This is a genomic window from Nonomuraea sp. NPDC005983, assembly GCF_040614375.1.
Classification (GTDB): domain Bacteria; phylum Actinomycetota; class Actinomycetes; order Streptosporangiales; family Streptosporangiaceae; genus Nonomuraea.
Window position 1 is genome coordinate 25,756 of the sequence record NZ_JBEXUP010000011.1, and the last position, 26,242, is coordinate 51,997.

The window sequence follows — 26,242 nt, forward strand, 5'->3', positions numbered from 1 at the left end:
TTCGCCCGATTCAAGGCGCCCGCCACGTGTGGACGAGGCGGGCGCGCGTCCAGACCTCGCTCCGGGCCGGGTGGCCGGTGCGGTTACAAGGAGATCAGGACGGGAAGGATTAACTTTTCCGCTTCGCCGCAGCGCCCCCTACGGCGAAGCACTCTCGATCATCGTCGCCGGCCTCTGGATCCGCCTCCTCGGCCAGGTCGGCGAGTGCCCGCCGGGATCAGGCGCGCTTCCACCGCCACTGCCCGTTGGTGTACTGGCTGCAGGTGTAGAGCCGATTCGTGACCTTCGCATAGCCGCTCCGGTTGTGCGCCGCCTTCGGGCAGTACGCGCCGGGGGTGAAGCAGTTCCACAGTGCACAGTGCTAACGTGTTCTTCGCCCCGACGATGTCGGCGTGCTCGGCGTGCCCGCAGGCGGTGCAGGAGAAGACCGCTTGGCTCTCGCGACTCTTCTCATCCACCTTCCCGCAGGCAGGTGCCGGGCACGTTTGTGACGTGTACGGGGCCGGGACCTTCGCGACGACGGTCCCGGTGTAGCGGGCCTTGCTCCGCAGGGCGGTCTCTAGGCCGTACCAGCCCTTGTCCAGGATCGCCTTGTTCAAGGCGGACTTCGCCGCCGCCCCATTGCGCAGGTATCGACCCACCTGGCCGGGGTCGGGCTTGGGCCGCACGGCGGTGGTCATACCGTCGATGTTGAGGTTCTCCAGGACCACGATGCCGTAGCGGCGGGTGAGGCGGTGCGCGGTCTGCGCGTTGAAATCCGCGCGACGCCACCGGACGCGGCGCATGATGTCGCCCATCGCCGCCACGACCCGTTGACGCCGCCGGGAGCCCTTCTTCGACCGGGAAAGCCGCCGCTGCAGCCGCAGATAGCGTTCCGCCTCGCCCGGAGCGAGGAAGGCGGGATCGGCCTGCCTGTCCTGTTTCCGCTCAGGGGGCGGCACCAGACTGGACACGCCGCCGGTTCCGGCGTGGCGGCGGTCGAAGAACTCCCCGTCGGAGGTGACCGCGGCCGTGACCACACCCCGGTCCACCCCGGCGTGCGCGTCGGGATGGATGTGCTGTTCAACCTGAGTGAGGCCGTCCTCCACCAGGAACGAGATGAACCAGTGCCTGCCGTCGCGGGAGACGGTCGCGGACTTCACCGCCCCGCCCAGCGGGCGCGACATCCGGAACTTCACCCACCCGAATTTCGGCAGGAACACTCGGCCCCACCTGCGGTTGATCCGCTCGACGGGGATGTTTTTCGCGGTGGGGAACCGAAACGACGGCTTCCACTTCGTCCGCGACTTCCAACGGACCTTCCAGGTGCCATGCTTTCGGCACGCCTGGCCCAAGTCCTTCAGCGTCTGCTGGATGACCTGGGCGGGGGCGTCGGCGAGCCAGTCGCAGTACGGGTCCTTCTTCGCCTCGGCGAGCTGCGCGCACTGCTCCTCGTAGGTGAGGTACGCGCCTCGCCGCCGGTATGCGCGGCGCTGCTCGAGGCCGGTGTTCCACACGCTGCGGCAGATCCCGCCCAGCCGCTCGGCGAACACCCGTTGCCCGAAGTCGAACTCCAGCCGGTACTTGCGACCCGCCAACACGATGGAACACCCCCTTTCTCCGTGCGGCACTCACCTCTCACCGATTCGAACACATTATCATCTGGTCTATGAGTCAGGATGTGGAATACCGGCGAGGCAGACATGTGGTTTCCGCGCTGCACGTCCACCTGGTCTTCGTGACCAAACTCCGGCGAGGCGTGTTCAACGACGAGATGCTGCGACGCTGCGAGGACATCATGGTCGAGGTGTGCGACAGCTTCGAGGCCGAACTACGCGAGTTCAACGGCGCCGACGACCACGTCCACCTCCTCGTCCACTACCCCCCGAAGGTGGCGGTCTCCAAACTCGTCAACTCGCTGAAGGGCGTCTCATCCCTCTACCTGCGCAAGGAGTTCACCAGCCGGGTCAACCAGGCCATCATGGACGGCCACTTCTGGTCGCCCTCCTACCTCGCCGCCTCCTGCGGCGGAGCCCCACTCGCCATCATCAAGGCGTACATCGAACAACAGCGCCGCCCCACCTGACCACTTCTGGGTCCGCGCTACGCACCCCGGGCTGTCCCGCCTCCGGCGGGCGACTGGGCCGAGGCGGACGCGGGCGCCGCCGTGGCGGGGACGGCGAGAGCGGCGCCGATGAGCGCGGCGGAGACGAGCAGACGCTTGAGCAATGCGATCTCCAGAGGTGGGAGTGGAACGTGACACAGGTGTGACGGTCACTCAGGCGCCGCGGGGCCGCGCGAACCTGTCCGAATGTGGACAATCAACCATCCGGCGCTCGCGGGAGGTTCGAGGTGCCGGGGCTGGTCTCGCCGGACCGTCCGAAGCCCTGTTTTCCGGCGTTTGACGGCTCGCGTGTGGGTGCGCCGGGGCGCAGAATGGAGCAAATCGGCCCAAGGAGGGTGATGTGAGCAAGCGATCGCGCAAACGCCGTGCTCTCACCGGCGGTGCTCCCAGCTGGCGGCCCGGTTTCGGCCCGGGGGAGCCGCACGGCCCCGGCGAGGGGGATCCTCCGTCCGACGACCCGCCGGGAGGGGTGCGGGAGCCGCGCAGGCCCAAGCCGGCCCCTCCTTCGCTGACGGCGGAAGCGGTGCCGGAACCGCCCCTTCACGCGCACCTCGGGACGGTGCCGTCACCTGACGACCCCGCGTGGGTGCCGGCGCTCGGCTGAGCCTGGCCGGATCGCGTCCCGCCAGATGGGACCATCTATGGAGGGATTTATCCCGACAAGGCGTGATGTATCCCCAGCAGGACGGATTCTCCATGTCAGACTCAGAGTTCCCTCTCGTCCAGTTCATGCGCGAGGGCTTCGACCCCGTGGCGGAGCTTGCGCGCATCCGCACGGAACAGCCCGTCTTCCCGATGGAGATCCCCGGGGGGCAGACGGTCTACCTGGTCACCCGTTACCAGGATGTCCGCGGCGTCCTGGGCGACCACGAGCGTTTCAGCAACGACTTCGGCAACGTGATCGGGCTCGGCTCCAACCAGGAGGATCCGGGCGGCCTTGGCTTCCGTGACCCGCCCGAGCACACCCGGCTGCGCAAGTACCTGACGCCCGAGTTCACCATGCGCCGCCTGAAGCGGCTGGAGCCGCGCATCGAGGCCATGGTCGAGGAGTACCTCGACCGCATGGAGGCCCAGGGCTCCCCGGCGGACCTGGTCGAGTCGTTCGCGCTGCCCATCCCGTCACTGGTGGTGTGCGAGCTGCTCGGCGTCCCGTACGAGGAACGGGCCGACTTCATGAAGATCAGCACCGACCGGTTCGACTTCACGGCCGGGCCCGAGGCGTCGCTCCAGGCGATCAACGACGCGATGACGTACCTGACCGACCTCGTCGGACGCGAGCGCCAGAACCCCGGCGACGGGCTCCTCGGCCACCTGCTGCGCGAGCACGGCGACGACCTCGACGACAGGACACTGGCCAGCATGGCCGACGGCCTGCTCACCGGCGGCCACGACACCAGCACCAGCATGCTCGCCCTCGGCACGCTCTGGCTGATGGACAACCCCGACCAGGCCGCCAAGGTCCGCGAGGTCGACGGCTACGCCGACCAGGTCGTCGAGGAACTGCTGCGCTACATGACGGTCGTCCAGGTGGCGTTCCCGCGCTTCGCCCGCGAGGACCTGGAACTGCACGGGCACCAGATCAAGAAGGGCGAGATGGTGCTCTGCTCGCTGACCGCGGCCAACCGCGACCCCGAGCTCGGCCAGGACATGGAGCAGGTCAAGCCCGGACGCGAGACGGCGGGCTCGCACCTGGCGTTCGGCCACGGCATCCACCGCTGCATCGGCGCGCCGCTGGCGCAGATGGAGATGCGCATCGCCTTCCCCGCGCTGCTGCGCCGCTTCCCGAACCTGCACGTGGCCGGAGAGGTGCCGTTCAGGAAGCTCGCCATCGTCTACGGCGTGGAGAAGCTACCCGTCGCCTGGTAGAGCGGTTACGTTCACGGTGTGAACAAGCCCGTCATCGACCTGACCGTGATCCACGCCGTCGTGTTCGACACCGACGGCGTGGTCACCGACACCGCTCGGGGCCACGCGGCCGCCTGGAAGCACGTCTTCGACGCCTTCCTGCGCGGCCGCTCCACGCCGTTCGACATCAGGGACGACTACCTGCGCCACGTCGCAGGACGTCCCCGGCTCGACGGCGTCCGTACCTTCCTCGCCTCGCGCGGCATCACCCTGCCGGAAGGCGCGCCCGACGACGAGCCGGGGGCGCCCACCGTGCACGGGCTGGGCCTGGCCAAGGACCGGCTGTTCATCGACCAGGTGGACAAGTACGGCGTGGCCGCTTTCCCCGCGACGGTGGCCCTGCTCCACGAGCTGCGCCACCGGGGCGCGCGGACCGCCGCCGTGTCGGCCAGCATGCACGGCCGCAGACTGGTCGGCTCCGCCGGGGTGAGCCACCTGTTCGACCTGCTGGTCGACGGCGACGACGCCGCCCTGATGAACCTGCCGGGCAAGCCCGATCCCGCGCTGTTCCTGGAGGCTGTGCGCCGCCTGGCGCTGCCCGCGGTCAGGGCGGCCGTGGTCGACGCCGCGCTGCCCGGGGTCGAGGCGGGCAGGAAGGGCGGGTTCGGGCTGGTCGTCGCCGTCGGCAACACCGTCCAGGACGGCCAGGCCGCCGAACTGGCGGAGCGGGGCGCCGACGTGGTCGTCACCGACCTGGGGGAACTGGAGGTGCGCGGGCGGGTCCTACCCTTGACGACGTGACGGTGCTCATCGACCCTCCGAACTGGCCCGGCCCGCGCGGGCTCATGTGGTCCCATCTGGTCAGCGACAGCTCGCTCGACGAGCTGCACACGTTCGCGGTGCTGCTCGGCGTGCCCCGCCGGGCCTTCGACCGCGACCACTACGACGTGCCGGAGACGGTCCACGCGCACGCGGTGTCGCTGGGGGCGCAGGCGGTCAGCTCGCGAGAGCTGCTGGGCCGCCTCATCGCCGGCGGGCTACGCCGCCGCAAAATCCGCTGACGCCGCCCGCCCACGCGCTTGCTGAGCGGTCGGCGTCGGCCGGGGGCCTCCGCGTCTGGCTGGTGTCGGGGTGTGAGCAACCGTGTCTGTCGGGGGCCGTTGTCCGCGTGGGGCTACACCTTCCCGCTTGCCAGGGTCGTCAGTTCGGTCTCCATGTTGGCGCGGGCCCGCGTCTCCCACAGGTGGTACGCCTGGGGCGTCCGGTAGAGGCGCGGGGTCGCCAGGAGCCTGCGCAGCACGTCGGCTCTGCCCATGGTGAACAGGTCGTCGGGCACGTGCCGGTACTCCTGGCGGATCCGTGTCCGGTAGGTCTCGTAGTCCGCGTCGGCGAGGATCGCCAGGTCGGCGTCGCACAGGACCGCGCCGTTGGCGTCGCCGGGCGCGAGTGTGTCGTGGGCTGCGGTGAGCCGGACCAGCCTGGCCACCTCGGCGACCCGCTCGGGGTCGACTCCGCAGCGGGGGAGCGTGGCCTGGGCGAGCTGGGCGCTGCGCTCCTCGTCCCGGCCTGGACGCCCGTCGTAGACGGCGTCGTGGAACCACGCGGCCAGCCGCACCGCGACCGGGTCGTCGGCGGCCTCGGCGAGCCCGTCGATCGCGGTGAGGACGGCCGCGAGGTGGTCGAGCGTGTGATAGCGGCGGTGCGGCTCGGCCCAGCGTGCGACCAGCTCGGCACCTGTCGCCCGCGCGGCGGGGGAGTCGCCCGCCAGCGCGGACCAGCCTTCGATGAGCACCAGCCCACGGTACCGGCGGCCCGCACCGGGGACGGCGCCCGCCTGCGGACGGCCCCGCACCGACGGCGTCCGGTACGCGCCGCGCGTCCCACTCGTCTTGGCCGAGATGGCCGCCCGCGGCTGGTCGCACTCCGCCGAGGCCCGGCAGAGTGTCGAACGGCCGCGCGGATGTCTAGGTCGGCGGCGACGTGGCGGATGGACTCAGGAGGTGCCGGCGCGTACGGCGGTCGCGGCCAGGGTGGTGTAGTTCATCGTGAAGCGTCCACCCAGGGAATCGATGGCGCCCCCGACCGCGTCCAGTATCTCGGCTAGCTGATCAGGGTGGAGTTGGGTGAGCCCACCGGTGGTGGGCAGCAGGTCCAGCCACTGGTCGCGCGTGTAGGACTGCTCCCAGTCGAATCGCCACTGTTCGGCATCGTTGAACTGTTCGGTCTCGCGGATCTGGTCGGCGAACTTCGCGTATGCCGCTTGGTAGAGGTCGAGCGGACGTCGGGCCGGTTGGCCGTTGAGCGGGGAGTCGGGCACCGCCCGCCGGTAGGCGGCGGCGAACGGTTCGGCCACCTCGGTAGGCGGCTCGTACACGTGCCCGAAGATCGCCAGCCGTCCCCCTGGACGCAGCACATGTGCCGCCTTCACGGCGCCGGTGATCGGATCCACCCAGTGCCACGACTGGGCGGCGATGACCGCGTCGAACGTCCGGCCAGTCGGCTGCCAGGCTTCGAAGGTCTCCACCTCGACCTGCAGGCCACGGGCTCGCGCGAAGTCGGCCATCCGCGCATCGGGCTCGACGCCGAGCACGGCGCAGCCGGCGGCCTGGAACTGGCGGGCTGCGATGCCGGTACCGCAGCCGACGTCGAGCACGTCAGGCCCGGGGCTCCCGGCGACGATCCGCGCCACCAACGCATCGGGGTAGCCGGGGCGGGCTTGGTCGTAGCGTTGCGCGTTCACGCCGAACGACTCGGCCATTCGCCGGGCCTGATGCGGCTCCGCTGGGGACGGATCTGGTTGCTCTCGCGGTAGGATGGGCATGCGCCCACCTTAGTGGGCATGCGCCCACTTAGCAACGGATGCCAGCGGGCCGACGCACGAGAGGATCTGTCAATGCCGACGGGGGTGCACCTTCGCGACGCCCGGCAGCAGCTGTTCGCCGCTGCCGAACGCGTGCTTCTGCGGGATGGGCCGAACGGGCTGACCAGCCGGGCCGTCACCGACGAGGCGGGCTGTGCCAAAGGCGTCCTGCACCGGCACTTCGCCGACTTCGACGCCTTCCTCGCCGACCTCGTGCTTGACCGGGCCGCGCAGCTCGAGACGCAGGCGAGTGCGCTGCGCGAGTCCGCCGGCACCGGCACGGTGGCCAACAACCTCACCAGCGCGCTGACCACCCTGTTCGGACCGATTCCGGTGGCGATCATCCCGCTCATCACCTTCCGGGACGAGCTGCGCGCCCGGCTGCGGCAAGCCAGGCCCGGAGGCGGCATCGCGATCCTCGCCCAGGCCACGACCGCGATCTCCGCTTATCTGGCCGACGAGCGTGAACTGGGCCGCATCGCGGCCGACGCCGACATCGACTCACTCACTCTCTCCCTGGTCGGTGGCGGGCATCTGCTGTTCGCAGACCGCGACCCCGGCCCGCCGGCCACGGCAGCCGTCAACAAGCTCGTGACAGCGGTCATCGCCGACGCCGTGCAACGACGACCGGCCTAGGGCCCCCGGGGGTCGGCGAACCCGGCCTCCTGTCCCCCTCCACCGTCGCAGTGTGGAGCGCGTGGTCCACGCCGCGCAGGTGGAGGGGGTCAGGCGCCGATGTGGGCGAGGACCTCGGCGGTGGTCCCCGTCTCTCCGAGGCGGGGGAAGATCAACGTGGCCGAGTTCTCGTGCGTAGCGGCGTCGAGGTCGGTCATGGCGTCGAGGGGCAGCGCCACGTGGAAGCCGTGCTCGTGGGCCTGCCGGGCGGTGGACTCCACACCGATGGCAGTGGAGAGTCCGCAGACGACGACCTGGGTGACGCCGAGTTTCTGGAGGTGTTCTGCCAGGTCGGTGTTGTGGAACGCGCCCCAGGTGTACTTGGTGACGGTCTTGTCGCCGGGCTGCTGGTCAAGTTCCGGGAGAAGGTCCGTCCAGCCAGTGGGGAGGTCCGAGGCCCCGAAGTCGTGCTCGGTGCGGCCCGGGGCGCCGCCGGCGACGTTGACGAGTACGACGGGGAGCTGCTTGGCGCGGAATGCGTCGGCGAGCCTGACCGCGTTGGCCAGGACAGCGTCGAACGGGTGAACCGTCGGCATGTGGGCGGCGGCGGACTGGAGATCGACGACGATGAGGGCCGTGTTGGGGTCGATCGTGGTGATGGGCATGTGTATCTCCTTGATCAATTGGTGGTGTTGAGCGGTCAGTGCCGGGCGGGCCGCAGGGTGCGGTCGGCGAGTGTGAGCGCCGCCAGAACGAGGCTGACGGCCGTCATGATCCAGCCGATCTGGTGGACGCCGTGATTGGTGACGTTGTGATGGAAGACCAAGCCGGTGACGGCGCTGGCGCCGATGGAACCGACGTACCCGAAGGTGCGCAGCAGCCCGGACGCGGTGCCCAGCTGATCGGCGGGTGCATGCTGGGTGAGCGAGGTCTGGTTGCCGGCGGTTGAGAAGCCGATGGCGAGACCGAACACGAGGGTCAGGATCACCACGCTGCCGATCCAGACTGTGGAGCTGAGCAGCAGGACACCGACCGATCCGAGCAGGCAGGCGGCAGCGGCTGCGATGACCGGTCCCCGGACGAGGCTGCGCCGGGAGAGCGGCGCGATGATGAGACCCGAGACCAGGGTCATGGGCAGGAGGAGCAGTCCGGCGGCGGACTCGCTGAAGCCGCGGACGCTTTCGATCCACTGGGTGACGCCATACAGGACGACGTATACACACAACTGGGTCAGGCCGAAGCGCAGGTAGGTGTTGGCGAGTCCGGGGTTGGCGGTCAGGAGCCGCACGTCGAGGAAGGGGGTCCGCGCTCGCAGCTCCCAAAGCACCAGTACCGCCCATAGCGCAATGGACAGTGCGAGGACCCACCAGTGGGCGGTCGGCAGGCCGAGCAGGAAGATCAGCAGTGTCAGCATGGCTCCGACGAAGCCGAGGATGCCGGACACGTCGAGCTTCGACGCGATCTCATGCGCGCTCATCCGTTCGGCACGCTTTGGGTCGGGTTCGATCCAGGCGACCGCGGCGATGAACGCAATGACGGCGACGGGCACGTTGACGAAGAAGACAGCTCTCCAGGTCAGGGCGTTCACCAGGACGCCGCCGAGGGGAAGGCCGAGCGAGGCGGTGGCGATCCCGGCGATCATGAGTCCGCCAAGGACGCCGCCCGGCGGCTTGGCCATGCCGGCATCCCGCGCGCGGCGTTGGATGAGCAGCATTGCGGTCGGGTACGCGCACGAGGTGCCCAATCCGATCACGACCCGGCTCAGGATCAGCATCCACAGGCTCTGCGCGAAACCGCCGAAGACGGCGCCGAGGGCGACCATGACAATGCCGGACATGAAGACCCGCCGGGGCCCGAACACCTCGGCGGCCTTGCCCGCGGTGGGCTGGGCGGTCGCACTCGCCAGGTAAAGGGCGGCCACAAGGGCCGCGGTCTGGCCGATCTGGATGCCCAAGTCGTCGGCGATCGGCAGCAGCGCCGTCGCGATGAGTGAGCTGTTGACCGGGTTGAGGGCCGAACCGACGAACAGGGGTGTGGTGAAACGCCAGGAAAACGGGTGGCCACCGTGCGCAGGCACAGTCGCGGAGTGCCCTTCGGTCACTGACATACGCACGTCCTTATGTGCGGTCGAGGCCGCACGCCATCGGCTCCGCACGCTCGGCATGGCATCTGGTTCGGATCAAGGGTCAGAGATGCTGGGCCAGGCGTTCCAGCAGCGGAGCCGCAGCCGCCAGAGTGGCGACCTCGTCGTCGGTGAACGACTCGCCGAGCGCGACGGCCATGCGATCGGATATCGCGTTGCGGCCGGAGTGGAGGACGTCGCTGCCCGCGCCACTCACCGTCAGCAGTGATCGCCGCCGGTCGTTGGGGTCCGGGGACCGCGTCACCAGCCCGTGCTTCTCCAGCGACGCGACGGTGGAGCCCATCGCCTGCGGGGTGATCTGCTGCTGACGGGCGAGATCGGCGACAGTGCTCGGACCGCTGCGATCGATCTGCGCCAGCGCGGACAACTCCGGGCTCGTCAACTGCCCGTCGGCCACGGCCTCGCGGGTGCGTCGCTTGAGCATCCCCAGCGCCACCCGGATCGCGGTGGCGGTGGACCGGTTCAGAGCATCGCGAGCGTCCATGATTAGAAGGTTAGGCTTCGAAGGACCGCATTGCAAGTCCAGCCTTCCTAATGCGTCGGCGAGGCTGCTTCAGCCTGCCCGCCCCCAGGGCCTGGGGTCAGTGCTCGGCGTCGACGCGGGAGACGTGGTACTGGCGGATCCGCCAGCCGGCGTCGTCGAGGCGGAGGACCAGCGACAGGTGCACATGGACCTCCCAGTCGTGCGCGTCGCCGAACGTGACGTCTGCGAAGCCTCCGGCGACCTGCTCGCCGATCGTGTATGTGTGCAGGACCGTCACCTCGGCCCTTCGGCCGGCCGGTACGACTTCGTAGTAGCCCCGCACCGCGTCCCGGCCCGTGAGGACGGCGGGCCCGAAGCCCTGGAAGAGGGCGTCCGGGGTGAACAGATCGGCCATGGCGTCGGGCTGATGGCCGTCGAAAGCGGCCTTCCAGCGGCGAAGGACGTCATGCATCGGATGGTTCATTGCTTCAGCTCTCATCTGCGCGTGGGCGTGCGGGCAGCGGCTCCCGCTCTGGACGGTCGCGGACTGCCACCGAACGGTCCCGGGGAGTTGCTAGCCGACCGGTCTAGTACAAATTAGACGAGCGGTCGTATACTTGCAACCATGGGACGGACCAGTGACGCCAGGGAGAAGATCATCAGTGCCGCGCAGTCGCTCATCGAGCTGCGTGGATACTCGGCGCTGGGCGTGGCCGAGATCTGTAAGGCGGCCGGGGTGCCCAAGGGGAGCTTCTACTACTTCTTCGAGTCCAAGGAGGCTCTGGCGCTGACCGTGCTCGACGAGCACTGGGCCGTCCAGCGTCGCGAATGGACCCGTGTTCTGCGCGGCGACGCCGACCCCCTGCAGCGGCTGCGGCAGCTCTTCGAGGAGACCGAGGCGAGCCAGCGCGCGGGGCAGAAGAGCTGTGGCACCGTCTCCGGCTGCTTGTTCGGGAATCTCACGCTGGAGCTGAGCAATCAGACCGAAGCGATCCGCCGGCGCCTGCAGGAGATCTTTGACGCCCAGGTCGACATGGTGGAGTCGGTCGTCGTCGAGGCGCGTGAGCGTGGCGAGATCTCTGTCGCCGACGCCCGTGAGGCGGCGCGATCGGTCGTCGCGCAGCTCGAAGGGCAGGTGCTGTTCGCCAAGCTCTACAACAACACGTCCCAGCTGAGCGTTCTCTGGGCGAACTGCCTGGCCCTGCTGGGGGCCCGGACGCCGCAGGAGGCAGCGGCCGAGGCGTGAGCCCTGGTCTGCTGCCGGCGGGTCGGGGCGCCGGAGGCTCGTTGGCCCGGAGGTCCCGGACCGATGGTGCCTTGGCGTGCACGCCCTGGTCACCACGGTCCGGCGGCGCTTCGGGTCGGCCAGGGCCGCCTTGTGCGGCAGTGACGTACCGGCTTCGTCCGCCCGCAGTAGGACCGTGCCGACCATTACCGCCTCGGCTCCGGCGCGCAGTGCCTCGGTCACGCCGGCCGGGGTGGCCAGCCCGCCCGCGGCGATGAGCGGCAGCGACACCGCCTCCCGTATCCGCCCCAGCAGATCGGTCAGCGGGACGGAGGCCGGAACATGCTCGGGGGTGAGCGTGCCGGAGTGCCCTCCGGCGGCCGACGCCTGTACGGCCAGTGCATCGGCGCCCGCGTCGGCGGCCAGGCGGGCCTCCGTCGGTGACGTGACCGTCTGGACGACCAGGGTTCCGGCGGCGCGCAGTGGGGCGATGACGGCTGCGTCCGGGACGGCGAAGGTGAAGCTGACGAACGGTACCGGCGTGGACAGCAACAAGTCGATCTTGTCCGACCAGTGGTCGTCGTCCTCGACGACTCCCGCTGCCTGGACGTCGAGTTCGTAGGCCCGGGCTTCGGGGGCGATCGCGGCGGCATAACGTCGGAAGGCCTCCGGATCGACCGGCAGGGGGTTGGGAGCGAAGAGGTTGACCCCGAAGGCGATGCCGTGGCGTCGGACCTCGGCGATCTGCTCGGCCAGCGCGTCGGGGCTGTTGTATCCGCCGGCGAGGAACCCCAGTCCGTTCGCCCGGGCCGCCGCCACGACCAGTGCGGGGGTGCTGGGACCGCCGGCCATCGGCGCGGCCAGAACCGGGTTGTCCACGGCGAGACCGTCGAGTGGCGAAGTCATGGAGTGTCTTCTCTCCTCGTGAGATGGGGAGGGACTTGGTCCGGGACGAGGCAGTGGCCCGCCCGGGCCGGTCCCTGAGGTCGTCGTGGGCACCGGACGGGCCGCCGGCAGCCGGATCCGGGGCGGCCGGCAGGGGCACGGGTGGCGCGCCCCCGCCTCGGGCCCGCGCGGGCGAGGCCGGCGGTGAGTGCCCGCGCTCAGTACCCGGCGCTCTGGCCGCCGTCGACGTGGAGGATCTCGCCTGTGACGAACGGGGCGTTCTCGAGGTAGACGACCGCGTCGACGATGTCGCTCACCTCGCCCATGCGGCCGACAGGATGCAGTGCCGCGAGTGCCGCGTGATGCTCTTCGGAGTGCATGGGTGTCTTGATGATGCCCAGCGCCACGGCGTTGCTGCGGAGGCCGCGGCCGGCGTACTCGATGGCCAGCGCCTTGGTGGCGGACTGCAGTCCACCCTTGGTCAGGGAGGCGAGTACGGAGGTCACGCTGGAGTTGGCCTGGTCGGCGAGCGTGCTCGTGATCTGCACGACGTGGCCGCCGCCCTGCTCGAGCATGCGCTCCACCGCGAGTTGGGTGATGCGGAAGAAACCGTCCAGGTTCACGCCGATCACCGCGTCGTAGTCGTCCTCGGTGTAGTGGGTGAAGGGCTTCGCGACGAAGATTCCCGCGTTGTTGACCAGCGTGTCGATACGGCCGAACCGCTCGACGCCGGCGGCGATGACGCGCTCTGCGGTCGTGCGGTCGGCGATGTCGCCCTGGACGGTGACGACGTCGGGGTCGTCCGACGCGGGGATGTGGCGCGAGGTGGCGACGACGCCGTAGCCCAGCTTGCGGTAGGCGGTGACAATCCCGGCTCCGATGCCCTGCGACGCACCCGTGACGACCGCGACCTTCTGAACGTGTGTGCTCATGATGACCTTCCTCCAGGGGGATTAGGATGACCGATGACTAGCCGACCGGTCGCCTATGCCAAGGTAGACGACCGGTCGAAATATTTCAAAAGGCGTGCCGCCAGGCGGCAGGGCATGCGCCCGCGAAATGCACGAGCGGCGACACCGACCGCCTTTCGTACGTCGTCGCGAGGGGCCAGTAGGCCCCGCAGAGAGAAGGAGAAGCGCCATGAAGGAGTTCCTGGTCGAGCTCACCACCACCGTCCCCGAGGGCACCGACCCGGCGGAGGTCGACCGTCGTCGCGCCGAGGAATCCGTAAGGGCCGGGGAACTGGCTGCGGCCGGTCACCTCGTCAGGCTGTGGCGCCCGGTTGGCGAACTGCGCAGCATCGGTCTGTGGCGGGCCGCCGACGAAGGTGAGCTGTACGAGAAGGTGCTCGGCACGCTGCCGCTCTGGCCGTGGATGACCTCGGTGGTGACGGCCCTGGAGCCCCACCCCAATGACCCGGGCAGGACTGCTGTCACCACCTGATCGTGCGGGTCGACGGGCCTCGTCGCTCCCGCGGCACCCGGTTTTGACTCATCTAGACCGGTCGTCTACCTTGGAATAGTCGACCGGTCGTCTAGTACCGGACTCCCGACAACCCCACCAGAATCCCCACAAGAAATGGAGCCACCGTCGTGGCCACTCCCGTCAAGCTTTCGATCGTCTACTACTCCTCCACCGGTACCATCACCGAGATCGCCAAGGAACTGCGCGATGCCGGGGTGAAGGCAGGTGCCGAGGTCCGCCTGGTGAAAGCCGCCGAACTGGCCCCGCGGGCGGCCATCGAGGCCAATCCAGTGTGGGCGGCCAACCACGCCGCCACCATGGACATCCCCGAGGCGACACCCGAGGACATCGAGTGGGCCGACGCCGTACTGTTCGGATCCGCCACCCGGTTCGGCAACATCTCCTCGCAGCTCAAGCAGTTCATCGACACCCTCGGCGGGCTGTGGGCGCAGGGGAAGCTGGCCGACAAGGTCTACAGCGGCTTCACCTCATCCGCGACCCTCCACGCCGGCCAGGAGACGACGCTCCAGGCGCTCTACACCAGCGCCCACCACTTCGGCGGCATCGTGGTCGCCCCCGGCTTCACGGACCCGATCAAGTTCGCCGACGGCAACCCTTACGGCACCTCGCACGTGGACGGGCAGGGCACGAACCCGGTGGACGACACCACCCGCGCCGCCGCCCGCCACCAGGCCGAGCGCGTGGTGAGGATAGCCGCCCAGCTCAAGGCGGCCTGACCCGCCCGGCGGCCCGGGGTGCTTGCGGTAGCCGACAGCGCCCCGGGCGCTGGGCGCGGTGCGGCTCGGGGCTTGTGTCGATACTTAATTCAACTCTTAGGCAATAGTGGGGACCGGGTCCCGGAGCGCGGCGTCCCCGAAGAACGCCTCGATCACCAGCGTCGCCGCACCCAGGGCGACGGCGTCGGGCCCGAGGCGGCCGAGCACCACGCTGTCGGGCCGGAACGGCTGCGCCAGCGTGTTGGCGGCCGTCGCGGCGCGGATCTCGTCCAGCAGGCGTCCGCCCAGCATGAGGCCCGCCCAGCCGCCGATGACGATGCGCTCGGGGTTGAACAGGTGCACCAGGCTCGACAGGCCGACTCCCAGCAGGTCCACGCTCTCCCGGATGACGGGGGAGCCCGACTCCAGCAGCCCGGCCAGCGCCGCCTCCTCGTCGGCCGAGTCGGCGACGATCCCCGCGCGGTCGAGGATGGCCTCGGCCCCGAGGTAGGCCTCCAGGCAGCCCCTGGCGCCGCAGCGGCACGGACGGCCGCCCGCGACGATCTTCAGGTGCCCGACCTCGCCCGCGGCCCTGCCGGCGCCCCGGTAGATGGTGCCGCCGGTGACGATCGTGCCGCCGATCCCCGAGCCCATCAGCACGATGATCGCCTCGCGGGTGCCCCGTCCCGAGCCGAACCAGAGCTCGGCCTGGCCCATCGTCTTGGCGCCGTTGTCGACGTACAGCGGCAGCGAGGTGCCCGCGCGCAGCAGCGTGCCGAGCGGCACGGCCTCCCAGGCGAAGGTCTTGGCGCGCACCAGCGCGCCCGGCCCCGGCTCGACGATGCCGGGGACGCCGACGCCGACGCCCAGCACCCGCTCGGCGGGGACCCCGCTCTCGGCGATCACCGCCTCCACCCCGGTGAGGATGTGGCGGGCGACCAGCTCGGGGTCGTGCCTGGCGGAACGCACCACGTAGTGCGCCCGCGCGTGCTCCTTCATCTCCAGGTCGAACAGCTCGACGCTGACCCGCGTCTCGCCCACGTCGACGCCGACCGCGTAGCCGTAGGCGGGGTTGACACGCAGCAGCACGCGCGGCCGGCCGCCGTCGGAGTCGACCTGGCCCGCCTCCACGACGAGGTTGTCGGCCAGCAGGTCGGCGGTCATGGTGCTGACCGTCGCGGCGCTCAGCCCGGTCGCGCCGGACAGCTCGTTGCGGCTCGCGGGGCCGCCGAAGTACAGCGCACGCAGCAGCATCGCCCGGTTCCCCCGGCGGAGATCCCGCACGGTCCTGCGCTCTGACGTGCCCATCGTCCCGTCCTCTCCCGAACTCGCTCCGCCATGTTAGTTCAAGCCTCGAAATCACCCCCATACCAGGCTCGTATCGGGGGCGTTACCGAAGCGTTTCCCGGCCAGTCCTGACTTTCTTCGAGGTCTGGATTATGTTCTGCCCATCCCCCCGATGAGGAGATGACAATGAGCCGAGGACTCGCGCGAGGCCCCGTCGTGGCCGCGCTTGCGGCCGTGCTTGTGGCGGGGCTCGCCGCCTGCGGCGGCGGCGACCAGGGATCGGGCAGCGGCGACAGGACGCTCACCTTCTGGATGTACCAGGACCGCACCCCCCAGGCTGGGCAGGTCATCGAGAAGATCCGCAAGGAGTTCGAGAAGGCCAACCCCGGCGTCACGGTCAAGCTCGTCAAGATCCCCAAGGACGACTACAACACCAAGCTCGGCGGCGCCGTCGCCAGCAAGAGCGCACCCGACGCGGGAATCCTCGACCAGCCGCTCGTGTCCAAGTACGCCCTGGACGGCACGATCAAGGAGGTCCCCGCCGGGCTGATCGACGAGAGCGCCTACTACAAGGGCGCGCTCGACACCAACCGCGCCAACGGCAAGCTGTACGGCCTGCCCGCCGACCAGACCTGCGTCGCGCTCTTCTACAACAAGAAGCTCGTCCCGACCCCGCCCAAGTCCTGGGAGGAGCTCAAGCAGACGGCCGCGCGGGTGCACCAGGCCGACCCCGGCGTCGCCGGGATGAACGTGCCCAAGGGCGACGGTTACGGCGCGTGGATGTTCCCCGGCGTCGTGCACGGCGCGGGCGGCCAGATGGTCGACGACGCGGCCAAGAAGGTGCTGTTCGACCAGCCACCGGCCGTGGAGGCGCTGCAGCTCTGGGTGGACCTGCTGAAGTCCTCGCCGCGCAAGATCACCGACTCGGACAAGCCGTTCGAGAACGGCCTGGCGGCCATGACGATCTCCGGACCGTGGGACGTGCCCACCATCCACGAGCAGTTCCCCGATCTCGACTTCGGCGTCGCGCCCCTGCCGTACAAGACCGAACCCGCGGGCAACATCGGAGGCGAGGACTCCGTCGTCTTCTCCACCAGCAAGAACGCCGACCTCGCCTGGAAGTGGCTGGCCTTCCTGACCGACGCGCAGCACAACGGCCCGCTGGCCGACGCGTTCGGCGGCTTCCCCGTCAACCTCAAGGCGCAGGCGGTCGCGGGCGGGCCCGAGCAGGCGGCGTTCCTGGAACAGCTCAAGGTCGCGCACGCCCGCCCGGCCGTGCCGCAGTGGATCCAGGTCAACGACGAGATCATCGCCCCGGCGCTGGAGTCGGCGCTGACCGGCAAGGCGACCGCCCAGCAGGCGCTGACGGACGCGGCCGCCAAGACCCGCTCCCTCCTCGGCTGGAACGGCTGACGTGACCGCACCGGTGCGGGCCGATCCGCCCGGCCTGACGCAGGGGGCCGGGGTGCGCGCCCGCCGCCGCCCCGGCCCCCACCGCCGCGACCATCTCGTCGGCTGGCTCCTGGTCGTCCCGGCGCTCGGCTACTTCCTGGTCTTCCTGCTGTACCCGGCCCTGTCGGCGCTCTACTACAGCTTCACGGACTGGAACCTGCGCTCGGCGGCCGGCTGGGTCGGCCTGGCCAACTACACGGACCTGCTGTTCGACGACGTGAAGTACCCGCACTTCTGGAAGTCGGTGCGGGTCACCCTCCAGTACACGCTGATCGCGGTGCCGCTGACCATGGTCTCGGCGCTGGCGCAGGCGCTGCTGGTGAACGCGGTCCGCAGGGGCGCGAACCTGTTCAGGCTGCTGCTGTTCCTGCCGGTCGTCACCGCCGAGGCGGCGGTGGGCGCGATCTGGCGCTGGCTCTACGACCCGCAGTACGGCCTGATCAACTCGGTGCTCGGCCTGTTCGGCATCCCCGGCCAGAACTGGCTCAACACCCCCGAGCTGGTCATCCCAGCCCTGGCGTTCATCGCCGCCTGGCAGTGCGGCATCTCGATGATCATCTACCTGGCCGGGCTCAAGGGCATCCCCGGGGCCATCCGCGAGGCGGCGGTCATCGACGGCGCAGGTCCGTGGCAGCGGTTCTGGCGGGTGACCGTCCCGATGCTCCGGCCCACCACGTTCTACCTGATGGTGACGGGCGTGATCGCGGCCTTGCAGGTGTTCGGCCTGGTCTACGTGATCTTCTCGGGCTCCGGCCGGAGCGTCACCGGCGGCCCGGAGCAGTCGGGGCTCAGCTACGTCCTGCACCTGTACCTGTTCGCGTTCCGCTACGACGCCATGGGAGCCGCCTGCGCGATGTCGTTCATCCTGCTCGTCTTCATCATGATCATCACTGCGCTGCAGTTCAGGTTCGTCAAGCAGGAGGCGGCATGACGAGGGCGCGCAAGGCGTCGATCTACGTAGCGCTGGTCCTGCTGTCGGCCGTGTCGGTGGTGCCGTTCCTGTGGATGGTGGCCACCTCGCTCAAGCACGGCCACGACATCTACACCAAGGTGCCCAGCCTGCTTCCCCTCGACCGCAAGACGGGGGAGTGGGCGGCGACGCTGGAGAACTACGACTACGTCCTGGACGTCGGCGGGCTCGGCCGGGCCTTCCTCAACAGCGTGTGGGTCTGCCTGGTCCTGGTGCCCGCCAAACTGCTCGTCGACGCCCTGGCAGCCTACGCCTTCGCCCGGATCCCCTTCCCCGGACGCGACAAGCTGTTCGTCGCCCTGCTCGGCGGCATGATGGTGCCCACGATCACGCTGCTGGTGCCGCGCATCCACGTCACGCAGGCGCTCGGCATGTTCGACTCGGGCTGGGGTCTCATCGTGCCGAACATCGCCTCGGTGCTCGACATCTTCCTGCTGCGGCAGTTCTTCCTGTCGATCCCGGCCGAGCTGGAGGAGGCCGCGCTCATCGACGGCGCGAGCCGGATGCAGATCTTCTGGCGGATCGTGCTGCCGCTGTCGAAGCCCGTGCTGGCCGTCGTCACGATCACCAGCTTCCTGTTCCACTGGAACGACCTGGTGTGGCCGCTGGTGGTGCTCAACGACCCCGACCTGTACACGCTGCCGCTCGCGTTGCAGCAGCTCGTGGCCAGCCCCGACGGCGGTCGCGCGTACTACATCATGGCGGGCGCCACGCTCGCCGTCATCCCGGTGATCGGCGTGCTCCTGGTCTTCCAGCGCCGCATCCTCCAGGGAATCGCCTTCACCGGGCTCAAGTCCTGACCAACCGCGAAGGAGCGTGAGCGTGACCATCGAGATCCGCGACGGAGTCGCCGTCGTCGACGGCGAGCCGCGGGTGCTCGTCACCGCCGACTACCCCTACTACCGCGACGACCCCGCCGTCTGGGCCGACCGGCTGCGGGCCGTCCGCGACGAGCTGGGCATCGGGGTGATCACCTGCTATGTCCCGTGGCGGCACCACCAGCCCGACCCGGGCACGGCCCCCGACTTCACCGGCGCCACCCACCCCGGCCGGGACGTGGCCGGCTTCCTGGCGCTCTGCCTGGAGCTGGGGCTGCGGGTGGTGGCCAAGCCCGGCCCGTTCATCCACGCCGAGGTCACCTACGGCGGGCTGCCCGACTGGGTCTGCCCCGACGCGGACCCGTCGATCGAGCCGCTGCTCGACGCGTGGGGCGAGCCGGTCAGGTGGGCGGACTCGGCCGAGCGCCGGCCGGGACGCCCCCTGCCCGCCCCGCTGGGCGCCGCCTTCTCCGCCAAGGTGGGGCAGTGGCTGTCGGCCGTGGGCAAGGACGTCCTCGCCGCCGACGGGCCGGTCGTCGCGCTGCAGATCGCGAACGAGGGCATCTACACCAGCGGCGCGCTGCCGCTGACCGCCTACGACTACAGCCCGTCCGGGCTGGCCTTCTTCCGCGACCGGCTGCGGTCCTGGTACGGGACGACGCGGGCCTACAACAAGATCCACCAGACGGCGTACGGCGGCTGGGACGAGATCGGCCCGCCCGCACCCGGCGGCGCGGGGAGCACGCTGGCGGCGCGGGCCGACTGGGGCCGCTTCCACGCCGAGTACCTGGCGGAGGTCTACCGCGCCTGGGCGCGCGCCGTCGGCTCGCCGCTGCCCGTCCTGGTCAACCTGAACCCGCCGACCGTGGAGGACCTGGACGACTGGCTCGCCCGCGTCCGCCCCGAGCTGTGGGGGAGCATCTCCTACGGGTTCACCAACTGGATGGGCGTGGTCTCGGCCGACCCCGACGCCCAGGCCCGCTACGTGATCGCCGCCAAGCGCGCCCCCGGGCCCAACCTGGAGGAGAACTGGAGCTTCTCCCAGCTCTACGACCCCGCCTACGCCGACGCCGCGACCAGCTTCCACCAGAGCCTGCTCGCCATGGCCGCCGGGGCGACGGGCGTCAACGTCTACACCGGGGTCTCCACGTCCGGCTGGCCAGCCGACCTGGACTCCGCGCACGCGGGGCCGTACCCCGACTGCGCCCCGATCGCGTGCGACGGCACCGCGACGGAGAAGGCCCCCGTCGTGCGCGCGCTCGCGGACTTCTTCCGGGTGCACGGGGCGGAGTTCCTGGAGTGCGTCCCGGTGGCCTCGCAGGCGTTCGGCCTGTACCTGCCCTACGCCGGGATCGCCGCCCTGTCGGGCGAGGACGGCCCCCAGTGCGGGCGCGTCCTGCGCCGCTTCCACGACCGGATGCGGGCGCAGGGCCGCGACTACGCCCTGCTCGACCTGGAGACGGCCACACCCGGGCGGCTGGCGGGGTTCGGCGCGATCACCGTGCCCGGCGGCCCCTTCATGCACCGCCACGTCCAGCGCCTGCTCGCGGAGTACCTGCTCGCAGGCGGCCGGGTGCACGTGGACGGCCCCACGCCCACCCTCGACGAGAACCTGGCGCCCTGCTCGCTGTTCAGGTCGTCGGAACCCGCCGTGGAGGGGCCCGCCGAGGTCGCCGTCCTGGCCGGCGACGCCGACGCGTTCCTGCGCTCGCACCCGGAGCGGGACGTCCACTACCTCACCGTGCTCGTCCAGGACGGCAACGACGGCCCGGTCACCGTGCGCACGCCCCTGGGAGCCGTCGAGGTGACCGCGGCGCGCGGCGGCGCGGCGCTGCTGCGCCTGACCGGCGGCGGCCTCGACGACCTGATCGTGACGGGCGGCAACGCCTTCCTCGACTCGGCCGTCACCGTCCGTGTCAGGTTCGCCGGCCAGAGCGTGGACGCGGAGCAACCAGGCGACCTGGTGCGGATCAGACGCCAGTGAACGGTGGGAAAAGCGGGGCAAAACAGGGCTGGAGCGGCTGTTTGGCGTACAAGATGCTGACATTCTGCGATGATCTCGTCGTTGTTTGTCGCAGGAGTTCGAGCCTCACGGATAGTGACTGATGCCAACGTTCGAGGAAATAGCCGCCTTCGTCACCGAGAAGCCGTTCGCCACCGCCGTCATCGCGCTCCTGGGCCTTGCCGCGCTCGTGCTGGCGTACCTGGTGCTCCGCGTCGCCTGGCGGGCCGGCGTGTTCCTGGTCGGCCGTTACGTGGCCCCGCGCCCCATCGAGGACCTCCTCACCATCGTGGCCGCCTCCATCGCGACCGGCGTGTCCGCGCAGGGCATGTGGCGCTTCTCCGGCGACGTCCTCGGGCTCGACGGGCCGCTGCGGCTGCTGCTGTTCGCGTTCATAGAGGTCGCGATCATCACCTCCGCCGTGCGGGCCCGCCGCAACATGCGCGAGAACTTCTCGGCGGGCATCGACGGCATCGCGGTGTGGGCGCTGACCTGCCTGACCGCGGTCCTGTCGAGCATGGACGCGCGCAGCCTGCCGGAGGCGCTGTTCAGGCTCGCCGCGCCGCTCGTGGCCGCCTGGCTGTGGGAGCGCGGCATGGCCATCGAACGGCACCGCATCAGAGGCACCGGCCGCATCAACTGGCGCCTCACCCCGGAACGGCTGCTCGTCCGGGTCGGCCTGGCCGAGGTCAGCGACCGCACGGCCAGCGAAGTGGACGCGCACCGCAGGCTCACCCGCGTCGCCCTGGCCGCCAAGCGGGCCAGGGCCCTGCGCGAGGCCGGAGCGTCCGACAGGAAGATGCGCGGCGCGCTCGCCAAGCTCGACAAGGCCATGGACCAGGCCGTCGAGCACACCGGGCTGGCCGTGGACCAGAGCCGCCAGGAGGCGCTGCTCGCCCAGATCGCCGCCCTGTACAACACCAGCGCGCTCATCGACGCCGACCCGCGCGTGCCGTGGGAGCCCGAGGCCGACCACCACCCGGTGCCCGCCCGCCCCGCCCTGCCGCCCGCCCTGGCCGAACTGGTCGAGGAGGAGGACGAGGACATCGAGGTCCTCGACACCACGCCGCAGGTCGTCGACACCGCCCAGCGCGCCGCGCTCATGCGGGCCGCCCGCGTCTACTGGGACAGGCAGATCGCCAAGGGCATCGTGCCCCGCACCGTGGACATCGCCCAGGAGATCGGCATCTCGCTGGCCACGGCCCGCGAGTATCGTGCCCTCTGGAAGCTGGAGCCGCAGGCGCACGCCCTCATCGAGGCGCTGTACCAGCAGCACGGCATCGTCGACACGGGCGCCTTCCCGGCCATCGCCGACGACGGAAGGGTACTGACGAAGTTCTAGAGGGTCCTAGAGGACCCTAGAGGACCCCAGGAGAGGCCGCTTGAGGGAGCGCACGCTCGACCGGGTCAGGAAGCTGCTGGCCAAGGCCGAACGCACCGACAACGAGCACGAGCGGGCGACCTTCATGGCGGCGGCCTCCTCGCTCATGGCCAGGCACGGCATCGACTCCCTCGACCCCGCCGAGCCCCGCCGCGGCCCCCGCGACCGCGTGGTCGTCCTGCCCGACCCGTGGGCGCGCGAGAAGGCCCGGCTGGTCAGCCTGGTGGCGCAGGCGGTGCGCTGCCGTCCGCTGCTGATCGGCAGGGGAGAGGGCGGGCAGCGGGTGCACATCTTCGGCTTCACCTCCGACCTGGAGCGCGCCGACGTCCTGGCGACCTCGCTGCTGCTGCAGATGGCCTCCGGCCTGGCCAGGGTCAGCCTGCCGCCGGACGTCACGGCCGTGCGCGCCTACCGCAGGTCGTGGCTGCTCGGCTTCACCGACGAGGTGCACCGCCTGCTCTCCCAGGCCGAGGCCCGCGCCGAGGCGCAGGCGCCGGGGGTGGGCACAGCGCTCGTCCTCGCCGACCGCAGGGCGGAGGTGGAGCGCGCCGTGGCCGCCCAGTACCCCCGCGTCCGCACCGTCAGGCCCCGCACCTCGGGAACGGGCTACCGCGACGGAGCCGAGGCGGGCCGCCGCGCCGACCTCGGCCGGACCGGGATGGACGCCGCCGCGCCCCGCGAACTCCCCGGCCAGGCGAGCGGCTGACGCGCGTCAGGAGAGCGCGTCCGACACCAGGGACCGGGCCTCCTCCTGGACCTTGGCCAGATGGTCAGGCCCCTTGAAGGACTCGGCGTAGATCTTGTACACGTCCTCGGTGCCCGACGGCCTGGCGGCGAACCAGGCGCTCTCCGTCGAGACCTTCACGCCCCCGAGCGGCGCGTCGTTGCCGGGAGCCGAGGTGAGGACCGAGGTGATGGCCTCGCCCGCCAGCGTCGACGCGGTCACCTGCGCGGCCGACAGCTTGCCCAGGACGGTCTTCTCCTCGCGCGTCGCCGGGGCGTCCACCCGCGCGTACGCCGGCTCCCCGTACTCGGACGTCAGCCGCCTGTAGTGCTCGCTGGGCGACTTGCCGGTGACCGCGAGGATCTCCGAGGCCAGCAGCGCGAGGATGATGCCGTCCTTGTCGGTCGTCCAGACCGAGCCGTCGCGGCGCAGGAACGAGGCGCCCGCGCTCTCCTCGCCGCCGAAGCCGAGCGACCCGTCGAGCAGGCCGGGGACGAACCACTTGAAACCCACCGGCACCTCGTACAGCCGCCTGCCCAGGGACCGCGCGACGCGGTCGATGACGCCGCTGCTCACCATGGTCTTGCCGACCCCGGCGTCCTGCGGCCAGCCGTCGCGGTGCGCGTAGAGGTAGGAGATCGCCACGGCCAGGTAGTGGTTGGGGTTGAGCAGGCCGCCGTCGGGCGTGACGACGCCGTGCCGGTCGGCGTCCGCGTCGTTGCCGGTGGCGATGTCGTAGCTGTCGCGCGAGGCGATGAGGGAGGCCATCGCGTAGGGGGACGAGCAGTCCATCCGGATCTTGCCGTCCCAGTCGAGCGTCATGAACCTCCAGGTGGGGTCCACCAGCGGGTTGACGACCGTCAGGTCCAGCCGATGCCTATCGGCGATCTCACCCCAGTACGCGACGCTCGCCCCGCCCAGCGGGTCGGCCCCGATCCGCACGCCCGCGGACCGGATCGCGTCGAGGTCGAGCACCGACGGCAGGTCGTCGACGTAGTGGCCGAGGAAGTCGTACCGGCCCGTCGTCTCGGCGGCCAGCGCCCTCTCGTACGGCATCCGGGTGACGCCCTCCAGGCCGGAGGCCAGCAGCGTGTTGGCCCGGTCCTGGATCCAGGAGGTCGCGTCGGTGTCGGCGGGCCCGCCGTGCGGCGGGTTGTACTTGAAGCCCCCGTCGGCGGGCGGGTTGTGCGACGGCGTGATCACGACCCCGTCGGCCAGCCCCGAGCGGCGGCCCCGGTTGTAGGTGAGGATCGCGTGCGACACGGCGGGCGTCGGCGTGTAGCCGTCGCGCGTGTCGATCAGCACCTGGACCCCGCAGGCCGCGAACACCTCCAGCGCCGACACCCGGGCGGGCTCCGACAGCGCGTGCGTGTCGATGCCGAGGAACAGCGGGCCGTTCGTGCCCTGTTGCGCGCGGTACTCGCAGATCGCCCGGCTCGTCGCCACGATGTGGTCCTCGTTGAACGCCGTGTTCAGCGAGGATCCGCGATGGCCCGACGTGCCGAACGCCACCCGCTGCGCGACCTGTTCCGGGTCGGGATGCAGCGCGTAGTACGCGGTGACCAGCCTGGCGACGTCGACCAGGTCGGCGGGCTGAGCGGGCTGTCCTGCACGTTCGTGGGTCATGAGGCCACTCTACAAATCCGCCCGGGACGGAGATCGCCGTGTCGGACGCCGCGCCACCGGCGCTCCCGGGCTTACACTCGCGGAAACCACCAGAATGGAGTTCGGCAGCCATGCGATTCGGACTGATGCTCAACGAGCCCACGGGCCCGGACCCGTTCGCCGACCTGCGCACCGCCATCGGCCGCGCCGCCGACGACGGCTTCACCTCCGCCTGGCTGTCGAACATCTTCGGCCTGGACGCCCTCACCGCGCTGGCCGTCGCCGGCAGCCAGGTGCCGGGCGACAAGCCGGGCATCGAACTCGGCACCGCCGTCGTGCCGACGTACCCGCGCCACCCCGCCGCGCTCGCCCAGCAGGCGATGACCACCAACGCCGCGCTCGGCGGACGTCTCGCGCTCGGCATCGGCACCTCCCACAAGGTCGTCATCGAGCAGATGTTCGGCTACAGCTTCGACAAGCCCGCCAGGCACATGAAGGAGTACCTGGACATCCTCATCCCCGCCACCCGCGGCGAGCACGTGAAGTACACCGGCGAGACCCTGCGGGCGAGCCTTCGCCTCACCGCGCCCGGCGCGGGCATGCCGATCCTCCTCGCCGCCCTGGCCCCGCGCATGCTCAAGCTCGCGGGCGCGCTCGCCGACGGCACCGTCCTGTGGATGACCGGGCCGAGGACCGTCGCCGAGCACGTCGCCCCGGCCATCACGGCGGCGGCGGCCGAGGCGGGCAGGAAGCCGCCGCGCATCGTCTGCGCGCTGCCTGTCTGCGTCACCGACGACCCCGATCGCGCCCGAGCCCGCGCCAACGAGATCTTCTCCATGTACGGGCAGCTGCCCTCCTACCGGGCGATGCTCGACAAGGAGGGCGCGGCCGGGCCCGGGGAGGTGGCCGTCGTCGGCGACGAGGACAGCGTCCGCGCCCAGCTCGACGAGCTGGCCGGGGCGGGAGTGACCGATTTCGTGGCGTCCGAGTACGCCGAGCGTGAGCGCACCAGGGCGTTCCTGACCGGCGCGTCGAGGGGCTGACCGGGAAGCACCCCAATACACTCCGGCGAGGTGAAGGGCTTGCTGCACGGCATCGACGTGTCCAACTGGCAGGGCGCCGTCAACTGGGCGGGCCACGCCGACAACGGCATCGCGTTCGCCTTCGCCAAGGCCACCGAGGGCGACGGCTGGACCGACAGGTACTTCGCGCAGAACTGGCACGGCATGCGCGAGAGCTGGATCGTCTGCGGCGCGTACCACTTCGGCAGGCCCAAGGGCGACCCGGCCGAGCACGCCCGCCACTTCCTGCAGACCATCAAGGCCGCGGGCGGGCTGCGCCGCGGCGACCTGGTGGCGCTCGACCTGGAGAGCAACGACGGGCTCAAGCCCGAGAAGGTCGCCGACTACGCCCGGCGCTGGTGCCACCACGTCGAGCGGCTCGGCGGCGTGCGGCCGTTCGTCTACACCTACCAGTGGTTCGCCGACGCCGGAAACTGCGCCGGCCTGGGCGAGTACCCGCTGTGGATCGCCAGCCCCGCCAGGGCGCGCGGCGAGCCGATCGTGCCCAGGCCATGGCAGCGATGGACGATCCACCAGTACTCCAACAGCCCGCTCGACCGGAACGTCTTCCGCGGCAGCCGCCACGAGCTGACAAGGCTGGGGTTCGACCCGCGATAGCATC

The 26,242-nt window shown here is 70.5% G+C and carries 28 protein-coding genes and 1 pseudogene; 17 read left to right on the forward strand and 12 right to left on the reverse strand.

The annotated features are described in order from the left end of the window. Positions 1 to 158 precede the first annotated feature (158 nt). On the reverse strand, positions 159 to 1,580 hold the full coding sequence (locus ABZ297_RS08015) for a transposase (RefSeq protein ID WP_355341200.1): 1,422 nt from the start codon (positions 1,578 to 1,580) through the stop codon (positions 159 to 161). A 68-nt stretch (positions 1,581 to 1,648) separates the two neighbouring features. On the opposite strand from ABZ297_RS08015, the gene tnpA reads away from it, so the two are divergent. Further along, entirely contained in the window at positions 1,649 to 2,065 is a 417-nt protein-coding gene (gene tnpA, locus ABZ297_RS08020) for an IS200/IS605 family transposase (protein ID WP_355341203.1), read from the forward strand. Between the two features lie 17 nt (positions 2,066 to 2,082). Here the strand turns inward: tnpA and ABZ297_RS08025 are convergent, their stop codons facing one another. Next, positions 2,083 to 2,208 carry a hypothetical protein gene (locus ABZ297_RS08025; RefSeq protein ID WP_355341206.1) on the reverse strand — a complete coding sequence of 42 codons (126 nt, stop codon included), beginning with the start codon at positions 2,206 to 2,208 and terminating at the stop codon, positions 2,083 to 2,085. Between the two features lie 236 nt (positions 2,209 to 2,444). Here ABZ297_RS08025 and ABZ297_RS08030 point away from each other — a divergent pair, with 236 nt between their 5' ends. From ABZ297_RS08030 to ABZ297_RS08045, 4 genes are all read left to right on the forward strand, one after another. After that, positions 2,445 to 2,708 carry a hypothetical protein gene (locus ABZ297_RS08030; RefSeq protein ID WP_355341209.1) on the forward strand — a complete coding sequence of 88 codons (264 nt, stop codon included), beginning with the start codon at positions 2,445 to 2,447 and terminating at the stop codon, positions 2,706 to 2,708. Between the two features lie 92 nt (positions 2,709 to 2,800). Continuing rightward, positions 2,801 to 3,970: a cytochrome P450 gene (locus ABZ297_RS08035; RefSeq protein WP_355341212.1), complete on the forward strand. Its 1,170-nt coding sequence runs from the start codon at positions 2,801 to 2,803 to the stop codon at positions 3,968 to 3,970. Positions 3,971 to 3,988: 18 nt separating this feature from the next. Next, positions 3,989 to 4,750 (forward strand): HAD family hydrolase, encoded by a 762-nt coding sequence (locus ABZ297_RS08040; protein WP_355341215.1) that lies wholly within the window; start codon positions 3,989 to 3,991, stop codon positions 4,748 to 4,750. Beyond that, complete coding sequence (locus tag ABZ297_RS08045) at positions 4,747 to 5,010, forward strand: DUF4031 domain-containing protein (protein WP_355341218.1); 264 nt, start codon at positions 4,747 to 4,749, stop codon at positions 5,008 to 5,010. The genes ABZ297_RS08040 and ABZ297_RS08045 overlap by 4 nt, the downstream gene beginning before the upstream one ends. Positions 5,011 to 5,123: 113 nt before the next feature. On the opposite strand, the gene ABZ297_RS08050 is transcribed toward ABZ297_RS08045, so the two are convergent. Next, positions 5,124 to 5,744, reverse strand: a complete 621-nt coding sequence (locus ABZ297_RS08050; RefSeq protein ID WP_355341417.1) for a metal-dependent phosphohydrolase — start codon at positions 5,742 to 5,744, stop codon at positions 5,124 to 5,126. A gap of 198 nt (positions 5,745 to 5,942) precedes the next feature. Beyond that, on the reverse strand, positions 5,943 to 6,770 hold the full coding sequence (locus ABZ297_RS08055) for a class I SAM-dependent methyltransferase (protein ID WP_355341221.1): 828 nt from the start codon (positions 6,768 to 6,770) through the stop codon (positions 5,943 to 5,945). 72 nt (positions 6,771 to 6,842) lie between these two features. Here ABZ297_RS08055 and ABZ297_RS08060 point away from each other — a divergent pair, with 72 nt between their 5' ends. Further along, complete coding sequence (locus ABZ297_RS08060; protein WP_355341224.1) at positions 6,843 to 7,445, forward strand: TetR/AcrR family transcriptional regulator; 603 nt, start codon at positions 6,843 to 6,845, stop codon at positions 7,443 to 7,445. Between the two features lie 89 nt (positions 7,446 to 7,534). Here ABZ297_RS08060 and ABZ297_RS08065 read toward each other — a convergent pair whose 3' ends face one another. The 4 genes from ABZ297_RS08065 to ABZ297_RS08080 all read right to left on the reverse strand — a co-directional run bounded on the left by ABZ297_RS08065 (position 7,535) and on the right by ABZ297_RS08080 (position 10,502). Continuing rightward, positions 7,535 to 8,089, reverse strand: a complete 555-nt coding sequence (locus ABZ297_RS08065; RefSeq protein WP_355341227.1) for an isochorismatase family protein — start codon at positions 8,087 to 8,089, stop codon at positions 7,535 to 7,537. A gap of 35 nt (positions 8,090 to 8,124) precedes the next feature. Then, entirely contained in the window at positions 8,125 to 9,525 is a 1,401-nt protein-coding gene (locus tag ABZ297_RS08070; protein ID WP_355341230.1) for an MFS transporter, read from the reverse strand. A gap of 85 nt (positions 9,526 to 9,610) precedes the next feature. Beyond that, entirely contained in the window at positions 9,611 to 10,051 is a 441-nt protein-coding gene (locus tag ABZ297_RS08075; protein WP_355341233.1) for a MarR family transcriptional regulator, read from the reverse strand. 97 nt (positions 10,052 to 10,148) lie between these two features. Beyond that, complete coding sequence (locus ABZ297_RS08080) at positions 10,149 to 10,502, reverse strand: SgcJ/EcaC family oxidoreductase (protein WP_355341236.1); 354 nt, start codon at positions 10,500 to 10,502, stop codon at positions 10,149 to 10,151. Between the two features lie 153 nt (positions 10,503 to 10,655). Here ABZ297_RS08080 and ABZ297_RS08085 point away from each other — a divergent pair, with 153 nt between their 5' ends. Then, positions 10,656 to 11,276: a TetR/AcrR family transcriptional regulator gene (locus ABZ297_RS08085; protein WP_355341239.1), complete on the forward strand. Its 621-nt coding sequence runs from the start codon at positions 10,656 to 10,658 to the stop codon at positions 11,274 to 11,276. 117 nt (positions 11,277 to 11,393) lie between these two features. Here ABZ297_RS08085 and ABZ297_RS08090 read toward each other — a convergent pair. Then, a pseudogene (locus ABZ297_RS08090) lies at positions 11,394 to 12,161 on the reverse strand (nitronate monooxygenase); the annotation flags it as partial. Between the two features lie 197 nt (positions 12,162 to 12,358). Continuing rightward, positions 12,359 to 13,072, reverse strand: coding sequence for an SDR family NAD(P)-dependent oxidoreductase (locus ABZ297_RS08095; RefSeq protein ID WP_355341242.1), 714 nt, complete (start codon positions 13,070 to 13,072; stop codon positions 12,359 to 12,361). A 208-nt stretch (positions 13,073 to 13,280) separates the two neighbouring features. Here ABZ297_RS08095 and ABZ297_RS08100 point away from each other — a divergent pair, with 208 nt between their 5' ends. Then, entirely contained in the window at positions 13,281 to 13,583 is a 303-nt protein-coding gene (locus tag ABZ297_RS08100) for a muconolactone Delta-isomerase family protein (RefSeq protein WP_355341245.1), read from the forward strand. Positions 13,584 to 13,732: 149 nt separating this feature from the next. Next, positions 13,733 to 14,341, forward strand: a complete 609-nt coding sequence (gene wrbA, locus ABZ297_RS08105; RefSeq protein ID WP_355341248.1) for an NAD(P)H:quinone oxidoreductase — start codon at positions 13,733 to 13,735, stop codon at positions 14,339 to 14,341. 96 nt (positions 14,342 to 14,437) lie between these two features. On the opposite strand, the gene ABZ297_RS08110 is transcribed toward wrbA, so the two are convergent. Beyond that, positions 14,438 to 15,628 (reverse strand): ROK family protein, encoded by a 1,191-nt coding sequence (locus ABZ297_RS08110; protein WP_355341251.1) that lies wholly within the window; start codon positions 15,626 to 15,628, stop codon positions 14,438 to 14,440. Positions 15,629 to 15,793: 165 nt separating this feature from the next. Here ABZ297_RS08110 and ABZ297_RS08115 point away from each other — a divergent pair, with 165 nt between their 5' ends. The 6 genes from ABZ297_RS08115 to ABZ297_RS08140 all read left to right on the forward strand — a co-directional run bounded on the left by ABZ297_RS08115 (position 15,794) and on the right by ABZ297_RS08140 (position 22,936). Then, complete coding sequence (locus ABZ297_RS08115) at positions 15,794 to 17,020, forward strand: ABC transporter substrate-binding protein (RefSeq protein ID WP_355341254.1); 1,227 nt, start codon at positions 15,794 to 15,796, stop codon at positions 17,018 to 17,020. A 1-nt stretch (position 17,021) separates the two neighbouring features. Beyond that, a complete protein-coding gene (locus tag ABZ297_RS08120; protein ID WP_355341257.1) occupies positions 17,022 to 17,990 on the forward strand; it encodes a sugar ABC transporter permease in 969 nt (322 codons plus the stop codon). Continuing rightward, on the forward strand, positions 17,987 to 18,829 hold the full coding sequence (locus tag ABZ297_RS08125; RefSeq protein ID WP_355341260.1) for a carbohydrate ABC transporter permease: 843 nt from the start codon (positions 17,987 to 17,989) through the stop codon (positions 18,827 to 18,829). Before ABZ297_RS08120 ends, ABZ297_RS08125 begins: the two co-directional genes overlap by 4 nt. A 22-nt stretch (positions 18,830 to 18,851) precedes the next feature. Beyond that, positions 18,852 to 20,831: a beta-galactosidase gene (locus ABZ297_RS08130; RefSeq protein WP_355341263.1), complete on the forward strand. Its 1,980-nt coding sequence runs from the start codon at positions 18,852 to 18,854 to the stop codon at positions 20,829 to 20,831. A 121-nt stretch (positions 20,832 to 20,952) separates the two neighbouring features. Next, positions 20,953 to 22,191 carry a hypothetical protein gene (locus tag ABZ297_RS08135; RefSeq protein ID WP_355341266.1) on the forward strand — a complete coding sequence of 413 codons (1,239 nt, stop codon included), beginning with the start codon at positions 20,953 to 20,955 and terminating at the stop codon, positions 22,189 to 22,191. 40 nt (positions 22,192 to 22,231) lie between these two features. Next, positions 22,232 to 22,936 carry a DUF2786 domain-containing protein gene (locus tag ABZ297_RS08140; protein ID WP_355341269.1) on the forward strand — a complete coding sequence of 235 codons (705 nt, stop codon included), beginning with the start codon at positions 22,232 to 22,234 and terminating at the stop codon, positions 22,934 to 22,936. A 6-nt stretch (positions 22,937 to 22,942) separates the two neighbouring features. On the opposite strand, the gene pgm is transcribed toward ABZ297_RS08140, so the two are convergent. Then, positions 22,943 to 24,580 (reverse strand): phosphoglucomutase (alpha-D-glucose-1,6-bisphosphate-dependent), encoded by a 1,638-nt coding sequence (gene pgm, locus ABZ297_RS08145; protein WP_355341272.1) that lies wholly within the window; start codon positions 24,578 to 24,580, stop codon positions 22,943 to 22,945. Between the two features lie 110 nt (positions 24,581 to 24,690). Between pgm and ABZ297_RS08150 the strand changes: the two genes are divergently transcribed. Continuing rightward, on the forward strand, positions 24,691 to 25,602 hold the full coding sequence (locus tag ABZ297_RS08150) for a TIGR03564 family F420-dependent LLM class oxidoreductase (protein ID WP_355341275.1): 912 nt from the start codon (positions 24,691 to 24,693) through the stop codon (positions 25,600 to 25,602). A gap of 30 nt (positions 25,603 to 25,632) precedes the next feature. After that, a complete protein-coding gene (locus tag ABZ297_RS08155; RefSeq protein WP_355341278.1) occupies positions 25,633 to 26,238 on the forward strand; it encodes a glycoside hydrolase family 25 protein in 606 nt (201 codons plus the stop codon). Positions 26,239 to 26,242 lie beyond the last annotated feature (4 nt).

Excerpts from the sequence above, each read along its gene's own strand:
- ABZ297_RS08065 (WP_355341227.1), bottom strand. The coding sequence starts at position 8,089 with ATGCCCATCACCACGATCGACCCCAACACGGCCCTCATCGTCGTCGAT.
- ABZ297_RS08055 (WP_355341221.1), bottom strand. The coding sequence starts at position 6,770 with ATGCCCATCCTACCGCGAGAGCAACCAGATCCGTCCCCAGCGGAGCCG.
- ABZ297_RS08085 (WP_355341239.1), top strand. The coding sequence starts at position 10,656 with ATGGGACGGACCAGTGACGCCAGGGAGAAGATCATCAGTGCCGCGCAG.
- tnpA (WP_355341203.1), top strand. The coding sequence starts at position 1,649 with ATGAGTCAGGATGTGGAATACCGGCGAGGCAGACATGTGGTTTCCGCG.
- ABZ297_RS08060 (WP_355341224.1), top strand. The coding sequence starts at position 6,843 with ATGCCGACGGGGGTGCACCTTCGCGACGCCCGGCAGCAGCTGTTCGCC.
- ABZ297_RS08150 (WP_355341275.1), top strand. The coding sequence starts at position 24,691 with ATGCGATTCGGACTGATGCTCAACGAGCCCACGGGCCCGGACCCGTTC.
- ABZ297_RS08110 (WP_355341251.1), bottom strand. The coding sequence starts at position 15,628 with ATGGGCACGTCAGAGCGCAGGACCGTGCGGGATCTCCGCCGGGGGAAC.
- ABZ297_RS08125 (WP_355341260.1), top strand. The coding sequence starts at position 17,987 with ATGACGAGGGCGCGCAAGGCGTCGATCTACGTAGCGCTGGTCCTGCTG.
- ABZ297_RS08100 (WP_355341245.1), top strand. The coding sequence starts at position 13,281 with ATGAAGGAGTTCCTGGTCGAGCTCACCACCACCGTCCCCGAGGGCACC.
- pgm (WP_355341272.1), bottom strand. The coding sequence starts at position 24,580 with ATGACCCACGAACGTGCAGGACAGCCCGCTCAGCCCGCCGACCTGGTC.
- ABZ297_RS08035 (WP_355341212.1), top strand. The coding sequence starts at position 2,801 with ATGTCAGACTCAGAGTTCCCTCTCGTCCAGTTCATGCGCGAGGGCTTC.
- ABZ297_RS08080 (WP_355341236.1), bottom strand. The coding sequence starts at position 10,502 with ATGCATGACGTCCTTCGCCGCTGGAAGGCCGCTTTCGACGGCCATCAG.
- ABZ297_RS08115 (WP_355341254.1), top strand. The coding sequence starts at position 15,794 with ATGAGCCGAGGACTCGCGCGAGGCCCCGTCGTGGCCGCGCTTGCGGCC.
- ABZ297_RS08135 (WP_355341266.1), top strand. The coding sequence starts at position 20,953 with ATGCCAACGTTCGAGGAAATAGCCGCCTTCGTCACCGAGAAGCCGTTC.
- ABZ297_RS08095 (WP_355341242.1), bottom strand. The coding sequence starts at position 13,072 with ATGAGCACACACGTTCAGAAGGTCGCGGTCGTCACGGGTGCGTCGCAG.
- ABZ297_RS08075 (WP_355341233.1), bottom strand. The coding sequence starts at position 10,051 with ATGGACGCTCGCGATGCTCTGAACCGGTCCACCGCCACCGCGATCCGG.